This is a genomic window from Kitasatospora griseola (assembly GCF_044999035.1).
Classification (GTDB): domain Bacteria; phylum Actinomycetota; class Actinomycetes; order Streptomycetales; family Streptomycetaceae; genus Kitasatospora; species Kitasatospora griseola.
The window spans coordinates 5,162,484-5,181,977 of the sequence record NZ_CP173360.1; the positions used below are offsets into that span (position 1 = coordinate 5,162,484).

18 protein-coding genes are annotated in these 19,494 nt (G+C 73.8%); 9 read left to right on the top strand and 9 right to left on the bottom strand.

All coding sequences use genetic code 11. The annotated features are described in order from the left end of the window. Nucleotides 1–29: 29 nt before the first annotated feature. The gene (locus ACI1MP_RS23530) at nucleotides 30–1,337 is read left to right on the top strand and encodes a condensation domain-containing protein (RefSeq protein ID WP_404869407.1); all 1,308 of its coding nucleotides are present in this window, start codon (nucleotides 30–32) and stop codon (nucleotides 1,335–1,337) included. Nucleotides 1,338–1,386: 49 nt separating this feature from the next. Here the strand turns inward: ACI1MP_RS23530 and ACI1MP_RS23535 are convergent, their stop codons facing one another. Together ACI1MP_RS23535 and ACI1MP_RS23540 are read right to left on the bottom strand one after the other, a co-directional pair. Beyond that, the gene (locus ACI1MP_RS23535; RefSeq protein ID WP_189277687.1) at nucleotides 1,387–3,162 is read right to left on the bottom strand and encodes a biotin carboxylase N-terminal domain-containing protein; all 1,776 of its coding nucleotides are present in this window, start codon (nucleotides 3,160–3,162) and stop codon (nucleotides 1,387–1,389) included. A gap of 219 nt (nucleotides 3,163–3,381) precedes the next feature. Continuing rightward, nucleotides 3,382–4,134 (bottom strand): hypothetical protein, encoded by a 753-nt coding sequence (locus ACI1MP_RS23540; RefSeq protein WP_404869408.1) that lies wholly within the window; start codon nucleotides 4,132–4,134, stop codon nucleotides 3,382–3,384. A 242-nt stretch (nucleotides 4,135–4,376) separates the two neighbouring features. Here ACI1MP_RS23540 and ACI1MP_RS23545 point away from each other — a divergent pair, with 242 nt between their 5' ends. Beyond that, the gene (locus ACI1MP_RS23545) at nucleotides 4,377–5,129 is read left to right on the top strand and encodes an alpha/beta hydrolase family protein (protein WP_404869409.1); all 753 of its coding nucleotides are present in this window, start codon (nucleotides 4,377–4,379) and stop codon (nucleotides 5,127–5,129) included. Between the two features lie 7 nt (nucleotides 5,130–5,136). Here the strand turns inward: ACI1MP_RS23545 and ACI1MP_RS23550 are convergent, their stop codons facing one another. Continuing rightward, a complete protein-coding gene (locus tag ACI1MP_RS23550) occupies nucleotides 5,137–5,748 on the bottom strand; it encodes a nucleoside triphosphate pyrophosphatase (protein WP_404869410.1) in 612 nt (203 codons plus the stop codon). A gap of 10 nt (nucleotides 5,749–5,758) precedes the next feature. Next, nucleotides 5,759–5,893 (bottom strand): morphogenic membrane protein MmpB, encoded by a 135-nt coding sequence (gene mmpB / locus ACI1MP_RS23555; protein WP_255419013.1) that lies wholly within the window; start codon nucleotides 5,891–5,893, stop codon nucleotides 5,759–5,761. Nucleotides 5,894–6,139: 246 nt separating this feature from the next. Between mmpB and ACI1MP_RS23560 the strand changes: the two genes are divergently transcribed. Next, entirely contained in the window at nucleotides 6,140–6,559 is a 420-nt protein-coding gene (locus tag ACI1MP_RS23560; protein WP_100587291.1) for a DoxX family protein, read from the top strand. A 74-nt stretch (nucleotides 6,560–6,633) separates the two neighbouring features. Here the strand turns inward: ACI1MP_RS23560 and ACI1MP_RS23565 are convergent, their stop codons facing one another. The 3 genes from ACI1MP_RS23565 to ACI1MP_RS23575 all read right to left on the bottom strand — a co-directional run bounded on the left by ACI1MP_RS23565 (nucleotide 6,634) and on the right by ACI1MP_RS23575 (nucleotide 10,713). Continuing rightward, on the bottom strand, nucleotides 6,634–8,394 hold the full coding sequence (locus ACI1MP_RS23565) for a diguanylate cyclase domain-containing protein (RefSeq protein ID WP_380342653.1): 1,761 nt from the start codon (nucleotides 8,392–8,394) through the stop codon (nucleotides 6,634–6,636). A 137-nt stretch (nucleotides 8,395–8,531) separates the two neighbouring features. Next, nucleotides 8,532–9,623, bottom strand: coding sequence for an adenylate/guanylate cyclase domain-containing protein (locus ACI1MP_RS23570; protein WP_380342656.1), 1,092 nt, complete (start codon nucleotides 9,621–9,623; stop codon nucleotides 8,532–8,534). Between the two features lie 193 nt (nucleotides 9,624–9,816). Further along, entirely contained in the window at nucleotides 9,817–10,713 is an 897-nt protein-coding gene (locus ACI1MP_RS23575; RefSeq protein WP_404869411.1) for a biotin--[acetyl-CoA-carboxylase] ligase, read from the bottom strand. Between the two features lie 195 nt (nucleotides 10,714–10,908). Between ACI1MP_RS23575 and ACI1MP_RS23580 the strand changes: the two genes are divergently transcribed. Together ACI1MP_RS23580 and ACI1MP_RS23585 are read left to right on the top strand one after the other, a co-directional pair. Continuing rightward, entirely contained in the window at nucleotides 10,909–12,498 is a 1,590-nt protein-coding gene (locus ACI1MP_RS23580; RefSeq protein ID WP_404869412.1) for an acyl-CoA carboxylase subunit beta, read from the top strand. Nucleotides 12,499–12,515: 17 nt separating this feature from the next. Continuing rightward, nucleotides 12,516–12,716, top strand: coding sequence for an acyl-CoA carboxylase subunit epsilon (locus ACI1MP_RS23585; RefSeq protein ID WP_043914290.1), 201 nt, complete (start codon nucleotides 12,516–12,518; stop codon nucleotides 12,714–12,716). Nucleotides 12,717–12,741: 25 nt separating this feature from the next. Here the strand turns inward: ACI1MP_RS23585 and fdhD are convergent, their stop codons facing one another. Beyond that, complete coding sequence (gene fdhD / locus ACI1MP_RS23590; protein ID WP_043914289.1) at nucleotides 12,742–13,563, bottom strand: formate dehydrogenase accessory sulfurtransferase FdhD; 822 nt, start codon at nucleotides 13,561–13,563, stop codon at nucleotides 12,742–12,744. Between the two features lie 96 nt (nucleotides 13,564–13,659). On the opposite strand from fdhD, the gene hutH reads away from it, so the two are divergent. The 3 genes from hutH (at nucleotide 13,660) to ACI1MP_RS23605 (ending at nucleotide 16,737) form a co-directional block, all read left to right on the top strand. Further along, the gene (hutH, locus tag ACI1MP_RS23595) at nucleotides 13,660–15,222 is read left to right on the top strand and encodes a histidine ammonia-lyase (RefSeq protein ID WP_100587296.1); all 1,563 of its coding nucleotides are present in this window, start codon (nucleotides 13,660–13,662) and stop codon (nucleotides 15,220–15,222) included. A gap of 151 nt (nucleotides 15,223–15,373) precedes the next feature. Further along, nucleotides 15,374–16,246, top strand: a complete 873-nt coding sequence (locus ACI1MP_RS23600) for a MurR/RpiR family transcriptional regulator (protein WP_380342666.1) — start codon at nucleotides 15,374–15,376, stop codon at nucleotides 16,244–16,246. A gap of 104 nt (nucleotides 16,247–16,350) precedes the next feature. Then, the gene (locus tag ACI1MP_RS23605; RefSeq protein WP_380342668.1) at nucleotides 16,351–16,737 is read left to right on the top strand and encodes a hypothetical protein; all 387 of its coding nucleotides are present in this window, start codon (nucleotides 16,351–16,353) and stop codon (nucleotides 16,735–16,737) included. 94 nt (nucleotides 16,738–16,831) lie between these two features. Here the strand turns inward: ACI1MP_RS23605 and ACI1MP_RS23610 are convergent, their stop codons facing one another. Then, the gene (locus tag ACI1MP_RS23610) at nucleotides 16,832–18,856 is read right to left on the bottom strand and encodes a ricin-type beta-trefoil lectin domain protein (protein ID WP_404869413.1); all 2,025 of its coding nucleotides are present in this window, start codon (nucleotides 18,854–18,856) and stop codon (nucleotides 16,832–16,834) included. Nucleotides 18,857–19,101: 245 nt separating this feature from the next. Between ACI1MP_RS23610 and ACI1MP_RS23615 the strand changes: the two genes are divergently transcribed. Further along, nucleotides 19,102–19,467 (top strand): SHOCT domain-containing protein, encoded by a 366-nt coding sequence (locus ACI1MP_RS23615; RefSeq protein ID WP_404869414.1) that lies wholly within the window; start codon nucleotides 19,102–19,104, stop codon nucleotides 19,465–19,467. The last annotated feature ends 27 nt before the right edge of the window (nucleotides 19,468–19,494 follow it).

Consider the following 19,494-nt stretch of genomic DNA (forward strand, 5'->3'; position numbering starts at 1 on the left):
AAAGACCCTACGGCACAACGGAATTGACGGTGCGTGCGGCCCGCGGCGGGCGGGGCCCCGCGACCTGGGGGCAGCGGGCCGTCCACACCGCGCTGGTGAAGCTGGGCCCCGATGCGCCCCGGTACAACCTGCGGATGGCGGCGCCCGTCGAGCCGGGCCTGCCGTTGGCGACGGCGCTCGGGGCCTTCACCGAACTGCTGCACCTGCACGACGCGTTGCGCACCCGGCTGGTCGAGCGGGACGGCGACCTGGTGCAGGAGGTGGACGCGGACGGGGCGCTGCCGGTCGCCGTGCTGCACCGCGACAGCGCCGAGCGGGCCGCCGGGGCCGCGGCGGAGCTGCTCGCCGAGTTCGCCGCCCGGCCGTTCGACCTGTCGGGGGAGTGGCCGGTGCGGCTCGGCCTGGTGCTGGTGGACGGCCTGGTCCGGCAGGTGGCGCTGGTGCTGTCGCACACCGCCTCGGACGGCTGGGGGATGCGCCGCGCGGTCCGCGACCTGACGCTGCTGGCCGGTGGGCGCAGCGCCGCCGAGCTGCGCGCCGAGCGGACGTTCGCGCAGCCGCTGGAGGAGGCCGCCGAGCAGGACTCGCCGCGCGGCCGCCGCCGGGACGCCGCCGCCCGCCGGCACTGGCGGGACAAGCTGAGCCGCGGCCCGCGCGCCCAACTGCCGCGCCCGGACGGCGAACCGGACCCGGAGCGGCGGTTCCCGTTCGCGGTGCTGCGCTCCCCGGAGCTGGCCGCCGCGCTGCCGCGGGCCGCGGTCCGGCTGCGCACCAGTGACGCCACGGTGCTGCTGGCGGCCGCCGCCACCGAGCTGGGGCGGCTGGGCGGGCAGCGCGAGGTGCTGTTCCAGGTGGTGGTCGGCAACCGGTTCACCGAGCAGGCCGCGGAGGCCGTCACCACGCTCGCCCAGGAGGGCCTGTTCCATCTCCCGGAGCTGGCCGAGGACTTCGCGGGGACGGTCGGCCGCTGCCAGGGCCCGGCGCTCAGCGCCTACCGCCACTCCGGGTACCACAAGCCGCAGTTGGACGCCGACCTGGCGGCGCTGCGGGCGTCCGGCGTGGAGCCCGCCGACCACTCGGTGATCTGGAACGACACCCGGGACCCGCTGGCCGTGGCGATGTCCGACGGGGCGGCCGAAGCCGGGGAGGTGGAGCGGGAGTTGAGGTTCCCGGAGGCGTTCCCGGCCCGCCCCGGGGTGTCCGTCGCGGTGGACGTGGTCGCCGTGCCGGGCGCGATCGAGCTGCTGATGGTCGCCGACGGCGCGCTGCTGGAGCGTCCGCAGATGGCGCAGTTCCTGTGCGGCGTCGAGCAGTTGGTGCTGGACGCGGCCGGATGAACGGAAGGGCGGCGGGAGTCCGTGGACTCCCGCCGCCCTTCCGGACGGATCAGACGTCCTTGATCTCGCAGAGCGCGGCGCCACTGGAGACCGACTGGCCGACCTCGGCCTTCAGGCCGACCACGGTGCCGGCCTTGTGGGCGTTCAGCGGCTGCTCCATCTTCATCGCCTCCAGGACCACGATCAGCTCGCCCTCGGCGACCACCTGGCCCTCCTCGACGGCGACCTTGACGATGGTGCCCTGCATCGGCGAGGCGAGGGTGTCGCCGGAGACCGCGGAGGCGGCCTTCTTGGCGCCCACCCGGCGCTTCGCCTTGCCCGCCGAGGCGCCCGCGGCCGGGGCCGAGGCGACGCCCAGCGAGGACGGCAGCGACACCTCGATGCGCTTGCCGCCGACCTCGACCACCACGGTCTCGCGGCCCTCGGGCTCCTCGCCGTCGCCGCCGGCGCCGACGAACGCCGGGATGGTGTTGTCGAACTCGGTCTCGATCCAGCGGGTGTAGACCGTGAACGGGCCCTCGGAGCCGTGCACCTCGGGGGCGAACGCCGGGTCGGTGACCACGGCCTGGTGGAACGGGATGGCGGTGGCCATGCCCTCCACCTTGAACTCCTCCAGGGCGCGCTTGGCGCGCTGCAGGGCCTGCTTGCGGTCGGTGCCGGTGACGATCAGCTTGGCCAGCAGCGAGTCCCAGGCGGGGCCGATCACCGAGCCGGACTCCACGCCGGCGTCCAGGCGCACGCCCGGGCCGGACGGCGGGGCGAACAGCGTCACGGTGCCGGGCGCGGGCAGGAAGTTGCGGCCCGGGTCCTCGCCGTTGATCCGGAACTCGAAGGAGTGGCCGCGGACCTCCGGGTCGTCGTAGCCGAGCTCCTCGCCGTCGGCGATCCGGAACATCTCCCGGACCAGGTCGAGGCCGGTGACCTCCTCGGACACCGGGTGCTCGACCTGCAGCCGGGTGTTGACCTCCAGGAAGGAGATCAGACCGTCCTGGGAGACCAGGAACTCGCAGGTGCCGGCGCCGACGTAGCCCGCCTCGCGCAGGATCGCCTTGGACGCCCGGTACAGCTCGGCGTTCTGCTCGGCCGTCAGGAACGGCGCGGGCGCCTCCTCGACCAGCTTCTGGTGGCGGCGCTGCAGCGAGCAGTCACGGGTGGAGACGACCACCACGTTGCCGTGCTGGTCGGCCAGGCACTGGGTCTCCACGTGCCGCGGCTTGTCCAGGTACTGCTCGACGAAGCACTCGCCGCGGCCGAACGCGGCCACCGCCTCGCGCACCGCCGACTCGTACAGCTCCGGGATCTCCTCCAGCGTGCGGGCGACCTTCAGGCCGCGGCCGCCGCCGCCGAACGCCGCCTTGATGGCGACCGGCAGGCCGTGCTCGGACGCGAACGCGACCACCTCGTCGGCCCCGGACACCGGCTCGGCGGTGCCCGCGACCAGCGGGGCGCCGGCGCGCTGCGCCACGTGGCGGGCGGTGACCTTGTCGCCCAGGTCGCGGATGGCCTGCGGCGGCGGGCCGATCCAGGTCAGACCGGCGTCGATCACGGCCTGCGCGAAGTCGGCGTTCTCGGACAGGAAGCCGTAACCGGGGTGGATCGCGTCCGCACCCGAATCGGCGGCCGCCTTCAGGACCTTCGCGATGTCCAGGTAACTGCTCGCGGGGGTGTCGCCGCCCAGCGCGTACGCCTCGTCGGCCGCCCGCACGTGCAGCGCGTCCCGGTCCGGCTCGGCGTACACGGCGACACTCGCGATGCCGGCATCCCGGCACGCCCGGGCGACGCGGACAGCGATTTCGCCGCGATTGGCGATGAGCACCTTGCGCACTGTGGCTCCCTTCTCGAACCTCGTCGAGTCTATGGATTGAAGGGCGCTACCGGCGAGTAGTCCCTGGTGGTGAGCGTGCTCACACGCTCGGTGTCCCGATTTCCGTACGGGCGGCGGCGGTTGGCGGCGCGCCGCAGGTCGCGGACGCGCGGGGGGCCGCGCCGGGGTGCCCGGCGAGCCGGGCGGACCGGGTGGCCTTCGCCACACCGGGGTGTCGGATCAAGCGGCCGCCGGCTGCGGCGGGGCGGTCGCCCCGGCGGTCACGTCCGCCTCGAACTCGACCACGTCCGGGCCGTAGGCGCGGGTGTTGACCACCCGCAGCACCACCGCGAACGCCCCGTCCGGGCCGTGCCGCCGGGCCAGCGACCGGTGGTGGGCGGCCAGGTAGCGGACCGCGGCGTGGTTGGAGACCGCGGTCTGACCGGCGATCAGGAACACCGGTCGGCTGCCCGGCCGCAGGTGTATCCGGGCCAGCAGCGCGTACGCCGTCCCGCCCGGCTGCTCGGCGGCCGTCCGGAAGGCGAACTCCCGGTCCCCGACCAGCAGCGTGCGGACCGGATGCCCGGTGGCCTCCGGCGGGGCGACGAACGCCGCGCCGGGCAGCCAGGACGCCAGGTGCGCGGCGGTCCGCGCGTTGCTCTCCGGGCCGCCCACGCAGAACTCGGTCTTGTCGCCCAGCCCCTGACGCACCTCGTCGTGCGAGGTCAGCACGGACCGGGCGCCGCACTCGCGGACCAGCGCGGCCAGCTCCATCAGCGCGTACACGTCGTCACGGGCCACGCTGTGCGGATCGGCCGAGGCGACCTGCCGGTTGGCGACCAGCAGCGCCTCGCCGCCGGACGTCAGCCCGAAGAACGCGCGCTCCCGCTCCAGCCGGCGCCGCCGGCGCAGCGTCTGCGCCAGCCAGCCGAGGCCCGCGCTGATCGCCGAAGCGACCAGGCCCAGCACGACGTTCAGCACACCATCGGTCATTTTCCGCTTCCCGTCGCCCCTTTCCGGTCCGGTTCGCCAGCCTAACGGCGGCCCACCTGCCCAGGGTGTGGAACTGTGCAACAGATGTGGGGCCCCGGTTCTGTCCAATTCCGCACCTTGCGAACCGGAAGCCGCTTCCTCTCTTACCGCCGCGGCATAACGGAATGGTTCAGACCATTGACCGGGTTCGGCGGCCGTCCCTAGCGTCGCCACCACATATCCGCAGAATTCACGGGGGAATCGTGAAGCGCATCGTCCTGCCCGTCGCCCTGGCGGCGACCGCCCTGTTGCTCACCGCCTGCTCCAGCAGCGGCAGTTCGACCAGGACCGCGGCCGCGCCGTCGCCCACCGCCAAGACCTACGGCTGCCTCACCGAGGAACAGGCCGCCAAGGGCTCGTTCGCCCTCGACGCGGGCACCGCCGGCGGCACCGGCCTGGACGCCTACTACCGCGACTCGGACGCCGGCGGGGCCAAGGTGGGGGTGATCTTCTCCCACCAGCTGAGCGGCTCGCTGTGCGAATGGGCGCCGGTGTTCGACGAGTTCACCAAGGCCGGGTACGCCGTGCTGGCCTTCACCTCCGAGGGCGACGTCACCGAGGGCATCAAGGCCTCCGCCGTCCGCCTCAAGGAGAAGGGCGTCACCAGCCTCGCCCTGATCGGCGCCTCCAAGGGCGGCACCTCCTCGCTGGTCGCCGCCAAGCTGGACAGCCCGCTGCCGATCAAGGCCGTGGTCTCGCTCAGCTCGCCCGACGTGTTCAACCAGTTCAACGCGGGGCTCGCGGTCAAGTCGGTGAAGATCCCGACCTACTTCGCCGCCGAGGAGATGGACGCCCCGTTCGCCGCCAACGCCAAGGAGCTGTACGACGCCTCGGTGGCCGAGGACAAGCAGCTGAAGATCTACCCGGGCGGCAACCACGGCGCGCCGCTGCTCAAGGACGGCGCGCTGCCCGACGTCAAGGCCTACCTGGCCAAGCACGCCCCCGCGGCGGGCTGAGGACCCGTCAGGCCCACAGGTCGGTGATCCGCACGTCCAGCTCGGCGAGCAGGCGGCGGAGCAGCGGCAGCGACAGGCCGATCACATTGCCGGGGTCGCCGTCGATCCCCTCCAGGAACGGTGCCGAACGGCCGTCCAGGGTGAACGCCCCGGCCACGTGCAGCGGCTCGCCGGAGGCGACGTAGGCGGCGACCTCGGCGTCGTCCGGCGTGCCGAACCGGACGGTGGTGGAGGCGGTGGCCTGCGCCTGCCGTCCGGTGGCGGTGTCGATCACGCAGTGGCCGGTGCGCAGCACGCCCGCGCGGCCGCGCATCGACCGCCAGCGCTCGATCGCCTCCGCGGCGTCGGCCGGCTTGCCGAGCGCGAGGCCGTCCAGCTCCAGCACCGAGTCGCAGCCGATCACGAGCGGCGGCTCGCCGGGCTCGGCGGCCAGTTCGCCGGCGATCTTCTCGGCCTTCGCCACCGCCAGCACCAGCGCGAGCTCGCCGGGCGTCGGCGCGGACAGCGCATCCTCGTCCACCCCGCTCACCCGCACCAGCGGATCCAGGCCCGCCTGCCGCAGCAGGCCCAGCCGGGCAGGGGAGGCGGACGCGAGAACGAGCGGGCGGCGAGCGGTCATGCCGCCCAGCCTAGCCGTGCCGGGCCAGCAGCAGCGTCGCGGCGATCACGGCCAGCACCGCCAGCACCACCGCCGTCCGGTGCAGCCTGCGCTGGACTTCGCGGGCCTCGGGCGAAGGTTCGTCGCGGGGGTCTGACCAGAGCATTCGATCAGCCTGCAACGCGGGAGCGGTACGGCGCCTGAGTATCCGTACTCAGTCCCGGCACGAGTGATGGTTCGGACGCCTGCTTGACGTCGCGCCGTTGTCACCCTGCAATGGACCCACTGACTTGTCCGGTTCATGATCGGCCCCGTGCGGGGAGCCGAACTCCCCCCACGGACCGACGGCAGGTCGACTCCAGGTCAGGGCACGCACAGCAGACCACCCCACTGGTTCCGGCTGAGGAGTCCCATGTCCGACCTCGTCACCACCGCAAGAGCCGCCACCGACGCGGCCCGCCCGCACCTCGTCGCGCTCTACCGGGCCGTCACCGGCCTCCTGTTCGCCTGCCACGGCGCCGCCTCCCTCTTCGGCATCCTCGGCGGGGCGCACGGCGGCGGCACCGTCCCGATCGGCAGCTGGCCCGGCTGGTACGCCGCCGTCATCCAACTCGTCTGCGGCGCGCTGGTCCTGCTCGGCATCGGCACCCGGACCGCCGCGCTGGTCGCCTCCGGCTCGATGGCCTACGCCTACTTCTCCGTCCACCAGCAGAACGCGCTGTTCCCCCTGCAGAACGGCGGCGAGCCCGCGGTGCTGTTCTGCTGGGCGTTCCTGCTGATCGCGGCGGTCGGGCCGGGCAGCTTCGCGGTCGGGCGGAAGTTCGCTCGCTGAGCGGCCGGACAGGCCCTGGGCGGCGCCCCCGGGTTCGCACCCGCTCGCGCCGCCGTTGTGCTCCTCGCCGCGTTTCACGACGGCGGCGGGGAGCACGGCCCCGACAGGGCCACGGCCACCAGTGAGCGCAGGGCCGGTGCGACCTGGCCGAGGGGCAGGGTGGACTCGTCGGCGAAGAGTTCCACCAGCCAGCCGCCCGCAGGGTTCGCGCCGCCCGCCGCCACCATCGCCCGGTAGCCGGAGACCACCATCACCGCTTCCTCCGCCGCGTCGTTGCCCGGGGCGCCGACCCGCAGGGCGAACGCCCCGCCGGTCACCGCCCGGCCGGTCAGCGGGTAGTGCCGCAGGTCGAACACCGCGTCCGGGGCCTCGATCTGGGCCCGCTGGGTCTGTGCCCGGGCCGAGGCCGGGCCGCCGGTCATCCGGTACACGGCGTGCCGGGCGGTGCGCATCAGCGGCGAACCCGGCGGCACGTACGACACCCACCAGCCGACGGCGTTCACCAGTCGGGAAGCGGTCTCGGCGAGGACCGACAGCCGCCCCAGCGTGTCCGCGGGATGCGTCACCGCGCCCTGCACGCCGCCCTGGTCCAGGGCCGCCAGCACCGCCGCCAGCAGCTGCCCCGGGTCGGCGCTGTGCGCGGAGCCCCGGAACCGCCGCCGGTCGCCGTTCGGCCGGCCGCTGGGCGCCCGTCGGCTGTCCGCGAGCTGCACCACCGGATCCGGTGCGAACCCGGGCCCGTGGCCCCGGCCCGCCACCACCGGGTGCGCGGCCCGGGCCGCCTTCGCCCGGTACTGCGCGGCGTCGGCCAGCCGGAACAGCCGGTCCGCGGTGGTGACCGGGCCGATCGAGTCCCCGGTCGAGGCGATCCCGCAGGCGACGCCCTCGCCGTCCGTCAACTCCAGTGCGCGGGCGCACAGTTCCTCTGCGACCGCGACCACCTCGTCGGCGGACTGGCCCTCCGCGAGCAGGCAGAACTCGTCGCCGCCGAGGCGTGCGGCGAGGCTGCCCGGCAGCTTCGCCGCGGTGAGCGACAGCTGGTGCGCGAACCGCTCCAGCAGCCGGTCGCCCATCTCGTGGCCCAGCTGGTCGTTGACCCGCTTCAGCCCGTTCACGTCGCACACCACCAGCGTCACCACCACGCCGTCCCGGGCGTGCGCCTTCAGGGCCTCCTCCAGCCGGGCGTCCACGGCGCGACGGTTCGCCAGGCCGGTCAGCGCGTCCGTGAACGCCAGGCGGCGCAGGTCGGCGACCCGCTCGGTCTGCGCCAGGCCCGCCGAGATCTGCGCGGCCAGCAGGGTCGCGTACTCGGCGTCGGCGTCCGTGAACACCGGCATCCCGATCCCGCGCGCCAGGTACAGCTCGCCCCACGCCTGACCGTGCAGCACGATCGGCGCGACCAGGCAGCAGCCCCTCCCGCGCCGCCGCAGGCCCGCCGCGCGGGAGCGGCAGAACGCGCCGGACGCCGGAAGCGGATGACCGGCGTGCGGGCCGAGGTCCTCCGCCGTCTGCACCCACGCCCGGGGAAGCCGGCCGGTGGTCCAGTGCTCCTCCAGGTACGTCACGATCTCCGGGAAGTCCGCCACCGGGTACGACTCGTCCTCCGGCAGTTCCTCCTCGCCCGGCGCGAGCTCCCCGTGATTGACCAGCACCCGCAGCCGGCCCGACTCGCGGTCCCACACCGAGACCGCCGCCATCGTCGCCCCCAACGCGGACGTCGCCCGCGCCGCCGCGGCCCGCACCGCCTCCAGCGGCGTCATCGCCCCGGCCATCGCCTGCGCGAGCTCCACCACCGCCTGCAACCGCGAGTCCGGCGCCGCAACCTGCTCACTCATCGTCGCCACATTCCCTCCCGCGGGCTGTTTCGTCCAGCCTAGGGGGGTTTGGGGGGATTTTTGGCCAGGCAGGCGGGCGCGAACACAGGGGCGCGGGGGAACTGCGCGACAGGCGCCGACGAGTCGTTGTGCGCCGTTCAGGCGGTGGCGGTGGGCGTCCGGGTCAGGAGCCAGGGTTCGACCAGGCCGAGGCCGCGGACCGGGCGGCGCCACATGGGCTGGAGGTGGAAGCGGTGGCCGGGGGCGGGGGAGGTCTCGGGGAGCGTCGCGGTGCCGTTGTGTTCGAGGGCCGCCGCGAGTTCGCCGTCGACCAGGACGGCGTCCTTGGGGGCGATGGAGGTGAGCCGGGAGGCCAGGTTGACGGTGGTGCCGAAGACGTCGCCCATGCGGGAGGTGACGGTGCCGAAGGCCATGCCGACGCGCAGGGCGGGCATGTTGTCCTCCTTGGCGAGGGTCTCGACCAGGGAGAGGGCGATCTCGGCGACGGTGGCCGGGTCCTCGGAGACGAAGAGGATCTCGTCGCCGAGGGTCTTGACGACCCGTCCGCCCTGGCCGGCGATCAGGTCGGAGCAGGTGTTCTCGAAGCCTTCGACGAGTTCGCCGAGCTCCTCCTCCTCCAGGCGGCGGGAGAGCCGGGTGAAGCCCACCAGGTCGGCGAAGGCGACGGCGAGCCGGCCGGAGGTGATCTCGTGGTCCTCGGCGGCCTGCACGACCCGGCCGGTGACGGCGGCGAGTTGGCGGCGCCAGACGTAGACCAGGAACTGTTCGAGCTCGGGGAGGAGCAGTTCGACCAGCGGGTAGGCGACGTCGGAGCGGGTGAGGCCGGGTTCGACGGGCTGGGTGAGGTTGTCGAGGAAGGTGTCCATCTGCCAGCCGGCGAGCCGCGCGGTGGTCTGGCCGGTGGAGCGGGCGACCTGGATCGCCATGGGCTCGCTGAGCAGCCCGGACTCGATCAGGCCGGCCAGGCGGCGCAGCGCGATCACGTCGTTGTCGTTGAGGGCGCGGGACTGGCCGATGTCGGGGAAGCCCATGGCGCGCCAGAAGCGGGTGGCGAGGTCCATCGGGACCTCGGCGGCGCGTGCGGCCTGGTACGGGGTGTACTTGCGCGGGGCGTCGAGGATCAGCCGCTCCAGATCGGTCGCGACGGTGGTCTCGTCCGTCTCGCCGGGCGTGCCGGCGGGAGTGCCGCTGTTGCCGGAGCCCGTGGTGGCGCCGCCGTTGTCTGTCACCGGTCCGTCCCCGTGCGTCTGCGCACTTGTGTCTTGCCGTCCTCGGGGTTGGCTGCGCGACCACCGCGGGGGTAGTGGCGAGCCTCACACCGCTGCCAGGTGGAATGTTCGCACGGAATCGCGTAATCCGGGGCATCCGCCCGGCAGCCGGTCCGAGGGTCCCGCAGGGTGAGACCGGCCCTGCGCGACGTGGTCAGTTCTGCGGGCGTACGTGGACCACGTCGCCGGCGGCGACGGCGTGCCGGGTGCCGTCGGGGGTGCGGACCACCAGTCGGCCGTCGCCGTCGACGGCCACCGCGTCGCCCAGCAGTTCGCGTTCGCCGGGGAGTTGGACCTTCACGGGCCGGTTCAGGGTGGTGCAGCGGGCGGTGTACGCGGGGAGCAGTCCGCTGGCGTGCGGGTCGCCGGCGGCGGCCGTCCACTCGCCGTAGAGCTCGGCGAACTCGCGCAGCACGGCGCGCAGCAGGGTGGCCCGGTCGGTGGTCTCGGCGCCGGCCAGCGCCAGCGAGGCGGCGGTGGGGACGGGCAGCTCGGCCTGCCGGAGCGAGACGTTGAGGCCGAGGCCGACGATCACGGCGCCGCCGGAGAGTTCGGTGAGGATGCCGCCGAGCTTGCGTTCCTGCCCGTCGACCTCGGCCTGCAGGTCGTTGGGCCACTTCAGGCCGGTGCGGACGCCGGCGATCCGGTCGAGGGTGGCGGAGACAGCGGTGCCGATCAGGATGGGCAGCCAGCCGTAGCGTTCCATCGGCACGCCCTGCGGGCGCAGCAGCACCGACAGGAACAGCCCGGAGCGGGGCGGCGCGGTCCAGCGGCGGTCGAGCCGGCCGCGGGCGGCGTTCTGCGACTCGGCGACCAGCACGGCGCCCTCGGGCGCGCCGTCCTTGGCGCGGGCGGCCAGGTCGGAGTTGGTGGAGCCGGTCTCGCTCACCACATCGAGTGAGGTCCACAGGGCGCCCGGGCGCAGCAGGTCGAGCCGCAGGGCGGCCTCGTCGAGCGGGGGGCGGTCCAGGTCGGTCCACGGGGACGGGCCGCCGTGGCCGAAGCCGCGCAGTCCGGACCGGCGGGGTCGGGGGCTCTCGGGTGTGCTCACCCCAACCACCCTAGGCCGACGGCCGCACTCCGCATCATCGTCCCGCAATCCGGGCAGTGGCACGATGTGTCGATGGCCATAGCCGCGGAGGCCTCCGGGCTGGCTACGCTACGCAACGGTAGACCGCAGTGCCGCCCTGCCCGCAACCCTCCACGCCCCGGGCCGGCGGCCGAGGACGCAGGGAGAGCCACCGCAATGGCCGAGGCACCGAACGACCCGCACACCACCGCCGGAAAGCTCGCCGACCTGCGGCGGAGGATCGACGAGGCGGTGCACTCCGGTTCCGCCGCCGCGGTCGAGAAGCAGCACGCCAAGGGCAAGCTGACGGCCCGTGAGCGGATCCTGGAGCTGCTGGACGAGGATTCCTTCGTGGAGTTCGACGAGTTCGCCCGGCACCGTTCGACCAATTTCGGCCAGGAGAAGAACCGGCCGTACGGCGACGGCGTGGTGACCGGCTACGGCACCGTGGACGGGCGCCAGATCGCGGTGTTCGCGCAGGACTTCACGGTGTTCGGCGGTTCGCTGGGCGAGGTGTTCGGCGAGAAGATCGTCAAGGTGATGGACTTCGCGCTGAAGACCGGCTGCCCGATGATCGGCATCAACGACTCGGGCGGCGCCCGGATCCAGGAGGGCGTGGTCTCGCTCGGCCTGTACGGCGAGATCTTCCGCCGCAACGTGCACGCCTCCGGCGTGATCCCGCAGATCTCGCTGATCATGGGCCCGTGCGCGGGCGGCGCGGTGTACTCGCCGGCGGTCACCGACTTCGTGGTGATGGCCGACAAGACCTCGCACATGTTCATCACCGGCCCCGACGTGATCAGGACCGTCACCGGCGAGACCGTGGACATGGAGGAGCTGGGCGGCGCCCGCACCCACAACACCAAGTCCGGCAACGCGCACTACCTGGCCGCCGACGAGAAGGAGGCCATCGAGTACGTCAAGAGCCTGCTCTCGTACCTGCCCTCCAACAACCTCTCGGACCCGCCGGTCTACCCCGAGCAGGCGGACCTGTCGATCACCGACGAGGACCTGGAGCTCGACAGCATCGTCCCGGACTCGGCGAACCAGCCGTACGACATCCGCCGGGTGATCGAGCACGTGCTGGACGACGGGGACTTCCTGGAGGTCCAGCCGCTGTACGCGGGCAACATCGTGGTCGGCTTCGGCCGGGTCGAGGGCCACCCGGTGGGCGTGGTCGGCAACCAGCCGATGGACCTGGCGGGCTGCCTGGACATCGCGGCCAGCGAGAAGGCCGCCCGCTTCGTGCGCACCTGCGACGCGTTCAACATCCCGGTGTTGACCTTCGTCGACGTGCCCGGCTTCCTGCCCGGCACCGGCCAGGAGTGGGACGGCATCATCCGCCGCGGCGCGAAGCTGATCTTCGCCTACGCGGAGGCCACCGTCCCGCTGATCACCGTGATCACCCGCAAGGCGTTCGGCGGTGCGTACGACGTGATGGGCTCCAAGCACCTGGGCGCCGACATCAACCTGGCGTGGCCGACCGCGCAGATCGCGGTGATGGGCGCGCAGGGCGCGGTCAACATCCTGCACCGCCGGGAGATCGCCGCCGCCGAGGCCGAGGGCCGGGCCGAGGAGCGCCGGGCCGAGCTGCTCGCCTCGTACGAGGACACCCTGCTCAACCCGTACCTGGCCGCCGAGCGCGGCTACGTCGACGCGGTCATCGCGCCCAGCGAGACCCGCCGGCACATCGTCCGCGGGCTGCGGGCGCTGCGCGGCAAGCGGGAGGCGCTGCCGCCGAAGAAGCACGGCAACATCCCGCTGTAGCAGAAGGGCTCACCCGCATGACTCCCATTCAGGTGCTGCACGGGCAGCCGACCCCCGAGGAGCTGGCCACCGTCCTGGCGGTGGTCCAAGCCCGGGCCGCCGCCGGGGCCGGGGCGGCCTCCGCGAGCGGCCCGGCCACCGCGTGGACCAGCCGCACTCCCCGTCCCGTCCCCGCGCCCGGCCCGCACGCCTGGCGCACCAGCCTCTGGCCGCGCTGAGGCCCCTCGACGGATCGCCGGCGGTTCAGCCGCCGGCGATCCGGTCCGCGCGGGTGTAGACGTTCGCGCTGCGCCCGCGCAGGAAGCCGACCAGGGTGAGGCCGAGCTCCTCGGCCAGGTCGACGGCGAGCGAGGACGGCGCGGAGACCGCCGCCAGCAGCGGCAGGCCGGCCAGCGCGGCCTTCTGGGTCAGTTCGAAGGAGGCCCGGCCGGAGACCAGCAGGACGTGCCCGCGCAGCGGCAGCAGGCCCTCGCGCAGCGCCCAGCCGACCACCTTGTCCACCGCGTTGTGCCGGCCGACGTCCTCGCGGGCGCACAGCAGGGCGCCGTCGGCGGCGAACAGCGCGGCCGCGTGCAGGCCGCCGGTGGAGTCGAAGGTCCGCTGGGCGGCGCGCAGCCGGTCCGGCAGCGCGTAGAGCACCTCCGGGTCGAGCGTCAGCGGGTCGGCCGAGACGTCCCACCGGCTGCGGGTGCGCACGGCGTCCACGGTGTCGCGTCCGCACAGGCCGCAGGCGCTGGTGGTGAGCAGGTTGCGGTGCGCGGAGAGCGCCGGGCGCGCGCCGCGGACGGCCGCGTCGACCACGTTGTACGTGTTGGCGCCGTCGGCGTCCGTGCCGGCGCAGTAGCGCAGCGCGGCGAGTTCCTCGGTGGCCGCGACCAGGCCCTCGCCGACCAGGAAGCCCGCCACCAGGTCGAAGTCGTGGCCGGGGGTGCGCATGGTGACGGTCAGCGCCTCGCCGCCGATCCGGATCTCCAGCGGTTCCTCCGCCGCCAGACTGTCGGGCCGCGCGCCGCGTTCCCCGTCGCGCAGTCGCACCACTCGCCGCCGTACCGTTGCCCGCGCCATCCGTGTCGCACCTCCGCGGGCCAGTCAACCATCCGCGGTGTGCCGAACGATTGCTTGTCATATCCGCATTCACCTGATGAGAATGTGCATATGGATATGCACAGTGTCGTCGTCCAGGTCGGCAAGGCCGACGTCAGCGCCGAGGATGTCCTCGCCGTGGCCCGGGGCGGGGCCCGGGTGGAGATCGGGCCGGACGCCCTCGCCGAGATGGCCGGGGCGCGCGCCCGGATCGACGCCCTCGCCGCCGAGCCCCGCCCCGTGTACGGGGTGTCCACCGGCTTCGGCGCGCTGGCGGTGCGCCACATCAGCCCCGAGCTGCGGGCCCAGCTCCAGCGCTCGCTGGTGCGCTCGCACGCCGCCGGCATGGGCCCGACGGTGGAGCGCGAGGTGGTCCGGGCGCTGATGTTCCTGCGGATGAAGACGCTGGCCTCCGGCCGCACCGGCGTGCGCCCGCTGGTCGCCGAGACCATGGCCGCCCTGCTGAACGCCGGAATCACCCCGGCGGTGCGGGAGTTCGGCTCGCTCGGCTGCTCCGGCGACCTCGCCCCGCTCTCGCACTGCGCGCTCGTCCTGATGGGCGAGGGCACCGCGTTCGGCCCCGACGGCGCGGAGAAGCCCGCCGCCGAGCTGCTGGCCGCCGCCGGCATCGAGCCGGTCGAACTGCTGGAGAAGGAGGGCCTGGCCCTCATCAACGGCACCGACGGCATGCTCGGCATGCTGGTGATGGCCCTCGCCGACCTCCGGCGCCTGTACACCACCGCCGACATCACCGCCGCGATGACGCTGGAGGCGCTGCTCGCCACCGACCGGGTGCTCGCCCCCGAGCTGCACGCCCCGATCCGCCCGCACCCCGGCCAGGCCGCGGCCGCCGCCAACATGCTGGCCGTGCTGCGCGGCTCCGGGCTGACCGGCCACCACCACGACGACGCGCCGCGGGTCCAGGACGCCTACTCGATCCGCTGCGCCCCGCAGGTGGCCGGCGCCGGCCGCGACACCCTCGCGCACGCCGCGCTGGTCGCCGACCGGGAGCTCGCCGCGTCCGTCGACAACCCGGTGGTGCTGCCCGACGGCCGGGTCGAGTCCAACGGCAACTTCCACGGCGCGCCGGTCGCCTACGTGCTGGACTTCCTGGCGATCGCCGCCGCCGACCTGGCCTCGATCTCCGAGCGCCGCACCGACCGGCTGCTCGACACGGCCCGCTCGCACGGCCTGCCCGCGTTCCTCGCCGACGACCCGGGCGTGGACTCCGGTCTGATGATCGCCCAGTACACCCAGGCCGCGCTGGTCAGCGAGAACAAGCGGCTCGCGGTGCCCGCCTCGGTGGACTCCATCCCGTCCTCGGCGATGCAGGAGGACCACGTCTCGATGGGCTGGTCCGCGGCCCGCAAGCTGCGCCAGGCGGTGGCCAACCTCGGTCGCGTGCTGGCCGTCGAACTCGTCGCCTCCGCAAGGGCGTTGGAGATGCGCGAGCAGGCCGCGGAGCAGCCCGGGGTGCTCGCCCCGGCGACCGCCGCCGCGATCGCCGCCGCCCGTGCCGCCGGCGTCGGCGGGCCCGGCCGCGACCGCTTCCTCTCCCCGGACCTGGAGGCCGCCGCCGAACTGGTCGGCACCGGCGCACTGATCGAGGCGGTCCAGCGGGTCACCGGTCCGCTCGCCTGATGATGTGACACGGGACGGGCGCGCCGGACACCCTCCGGATGCGCCCGTCCCGTCAGGCGGAACGCGATTGCCCGTCTGTCGGGACTGCGCCACAGTCGTCCCACCGCCGAAGCCACCGGCGACCGCCCAACCGAGCGTGGAGGTACCCGAGATGACCGCCCTGGACGAGACCGGAACGAACAGCGGGCCGTCCGCCCGGCTGCTCCAGCTCTTCGAGGGCCACCGGTTGACGCCCACTCAGCGGCGGATCGCCCACTCGCTGGTGAAGCACGCCACCGAGGCGCCGTTCCTGTCCAGCGTCGAGGTCGCCGAACTCGCCGGCGTCAGCCAGCCGTCCGTCACCCGGTTCGCCGTCGCGCTCGGCTACGACGGCTACCCCGCGCTGCGCAAGCAGTTGCGCGAACTCGGCGTCGGCGAGGCCGCCGACCCGGAGAGCCACCACGACGTGGTCCGCAACGAGCACCAGCAGGCCGTGCTCGCCGAGATCGCCCACCTGCGGCACCTGGCCGAGCTGCTCGCCGACCCCGCGCCGATCGTCCGCGCCGCCCGGGTGCTGGCCGCCTCCCGGCCGCTGCCGGTGCTCGGCCTGCGCGCCGCCTCCGCCCAGGCCCGCGGCTTCTCCTACTTCGCCGCCAAGGTCCACCCCGACATCCGGCTGCTCGACGAGGGCGGCTCGATGCTCGCCGACCGCCTGGAGCAGGCCGTCTCGGCCGGCGCCAGCGCCCTGCTGTGCTTCGCGCTGCCCCGCTACCCGCGCGAACTGATGGACGCCCTCACGGTGGCTCGCGACTGCGGACTGACCGTGCTGACCGTCGCCGACTCCGCGTTCGCCCCGGTCGCCAAGCTCTCCGACCTGATGCTGCCCGCCGCCGTCGGCACCGGCCTGGTCTTCGACACCGCCTGCGCCCCGATGGTGCTCGGCCGGGTGCTGCTGCAGGCGATGTGCGACGAGATCCCCGGCGCGGAAGCCCGGCTCGAAGCCATCGAGCAGTCGGCGACGGCCCGTCAGTTGTTCCTGGACTGACACCCGTTGTTCCCCCAATGACACCCCGGTACCGGGTTGACGACCGGCCGTGCGCGGGCATCTTCCCGGTAGGGACGAAGACAGCCTTGGACGGGGGAAGTCCAATGCCACCACCGATCCACCAGATGCGGCTCACCGGACGACTCGGCTCCGGCGCCGACGAATGGTCCTGCCCGCAGTGCGGCCGACGCATCGCCCTCCGCCGCCCGCCGCACCCCGAACTCACCGTGCTCGACCCGGGCGACGAGGAGGCCGTGCACATCGGCGTCCTGGAGCCCGGCGACCCGGCCGCCGACGCGGCCGCCGCCCGCTACGGCGTCGGCCCGGTCCAGCACATCCCGCGCCCGCCGGCCCGCCCCGGCGAGAGCGGTTCCGACGAGAACCGCCCCGCTGACGGCGGTTCCGGCGACCCGAACGCCCAGCCCGACGCCGAGGACCGCCGCTGGCTCGCCGAGATCGGCATCGACTGGGACGGCGACGCGGCGGCCTGACGGCCCGTCCGGAGCGGCCGCACGCCGTCGGCCGGAACGGGACGGCCCCGCCGCACGAGGTGCGACGGGGCCGGTGTACCGGGGGGCCGGTCGGTTACTGCGGGCCGCCCATCAGCGGGTGGAGCGGGCTCCAGACCTGGTTCGTGCCGCCGTGGCAGTCGAACAGCGTCATCGCGTTGTTGATGACGCGGTTCCCCCACGGCAGGTCCACGCAGCGGCCGGAGACCGGGTTGTACAGCGAGCCGTCGGCCCGGGGGATCCACTGCTGGTTGGCGCCGCCGTTGCAGTCCCACAGCTGGAGGGCCGAGCCGTTGGCGGTGGCGTTGTACGCGACGTCCAGGCACATGCCCGCCTGGCGGACGGTGCCGTCCGCCCGCCAGGCGCTCAGGCCCCTGGCGGGGGCGCAGTTCTCGAAGCGGATCTTCTGGCCGCGGCCGGACGGCTCGCCCGGGTCGGTGTCCATGCAGCCGGTGAAGTTCACGGACAGCGAGGCCGGCTCCTGGTAACGGGCGTCCTCGGTACGGAAGTTGGCCGGGCGGGCGACCAGGCCGAGGTCGCCGACCAGGCCCTTGAAACGGAGCGAGGGGTAGCCCCGGACCTGGTACTGGCCGACCCGCAGCGGGCCGTTGGCCTTCCACGCCTTCGCCGGGTTGTGGTAGCCGGTGGACGCCAGCTCGCCGTCCACCCACAGCGCCAGGGCGCCGGTGCTCGCGTTGTAACTGGCCGTCAGCCGCTGGACGTTGGCGGGCTGCACCAGGCCGACGGCGACGCCGGGCGACCAGAACCGGTCGATGTCGGTGTTGTCCCAGACGGCGTTGTCGCTGTCGGCGACGCCCATCGAGAAGCGCCAGTGGTGGTCGGCCGGGTCGGCCCACAGGATGAACCCGCTGGACCGGGTGCCGTCCTGGCTGAGCACCACGCCGCCGACGTTCGCGTCACCGGACTTCGCGTACACGTTGACGGAGAACGACTTGGTGGTGTCGACCACCGCCTGCGAGCTGCCCAGCGACCCGTTGCCGTCCAGCGAGACGGCCGTGCCGGAGGGGAAGAACTCCGAGGGTTTGGCGTCGACCCAGGAGACCGGGCCGCTCGGGGTGAGCGGGTTGCGTCCGAAGCCGTCCGCGCCCTTGACGTCCCGGGTCAGCGTCCAGTGCGCGAACGGGTCGGCAAGGTCGATCCCCTTCGCGTTGGGGTAGACGTAGACGGGGCGGGTCACCTCGGCCGAGCGGTTGCCCGCCGGGTCGACCGCCCGGATGTGCGCGACGGTCGGGCCGGCGGTGGAGGGGGCCGCGACCAGCCGGCCGGGGCTCCAGTTGCAGTACGGCAAGGACCAGCCGGGATCGTTGTCGAACCGGACCTCGGCGCACATGTACGTCGGCTTCGTGCCGTCCGCGGCCGGCTTGTCGGTCCAGTCGTAGCTCTGGGTCCAGGAGCCGATGTGGGCGACCTCGCTGGTGTTCTGCAGCGCGATGGTCGGCGGGGTGCGGTCGATCCGGAAGTGGCAGGCCGTGGTCGGCGCGGACGCCCGGCCCGCGGCGTCGCGGGTGACCGCGTGCCAGCCGTAGGCGTGGCCGTCGAGCAGGCCCGTGGTCCGCACGGTGAACCGGGCGAGCCCGGAGCTGTCGACCGACTCGGCCGGGCCGGACTTCAGATCGGTGCCCGGCGCGGCCACGTCGAAGAAGTGGAACTCCACGGTCAGGGGCTCCGTGGACTGCGGAGTCTGCGCCGTCAGCGTGGCCTCGATGTCGCCGGGCAGCCAGCCCCACGTGCCCGCGGCGAGCGTGCCGCAGCCGTCGACCGGAACACTGTTCGAGAACTGGCTGACCGGCCGCGGGAAGGTCAGCGCATGGGTGGGCGTCGGGACGGCCGGCTGCGCGGACGCCGAGGCCGAGGGCGAGGGCGAGGCGGACGTCCCGGCGGCGACGGACGGCTTGGCGGAGGCGGACGGTTTGGCGGAGGCCGAGGCGCCTGCGGTGGGGCTCGGCGAGGGGGCGGCCGCGGCTGCCGGGGCCAGATCCGGTCCGCCGAGGCAGAGCAGGAGCGCGGTGGCGCCGGCGGCCAGGACCGAGGACGGGTGACGCCGGTGTGAACGCGCTTCGGGCGCGTCGAGGACCGACACGGATCCCCCCAGTGGTGATGTGGTCCGAATTTCGGCCGACTGGCCGGAACTCGACACGTTTTCCCATCTCTTTGCCACCCGGTCAAGTGAGATCGCGTACGCACCTGCGGTGAAACGGCCGGTCGAGGGGCGCGGGTCGGCCGCGGTGGGTGGCGGCCGGGGGCTTCGTTCGGCGTTTCGGTGCGGCGGGGCGAGGCGCAGACTGGAGTCGGCGCACCGTTCGGGTGCGGTGGCGGGTGATCGGAATGTACTGGCACCGCGGGTACCACGGCGGCTGGTCGTGGGTGCTGCCCGGGATCACGTTCATGCTGTTCGTGCTGCTGGTGATCGTCGCACTGGTCGCGCTGTGGCGGATGTACTCGACGAGTCGGACGCCCGGGTCGGGGGACGGGACGCGGTGGGGGAGCCCGCCGCACGGCCGGGTCCCGGAGGCGGAGCGGCTGCTGGCCGAGCGGCTGGCCCGGGGCGAGATCGACGTCGACGAGTACCGGCACCGGTTGGCGGCGCTGCGCGGCGAGTACGGCGGGAGCGGTCCGGGAAGTCCACCGCGAGACGGTCCGCCGGGCGGCGGTCCACCGGAGGCTCCGCCGAAAGAGCCGGGGAAGAGCTGAGGGAACAGGCGCCGACGCGGGCCATCG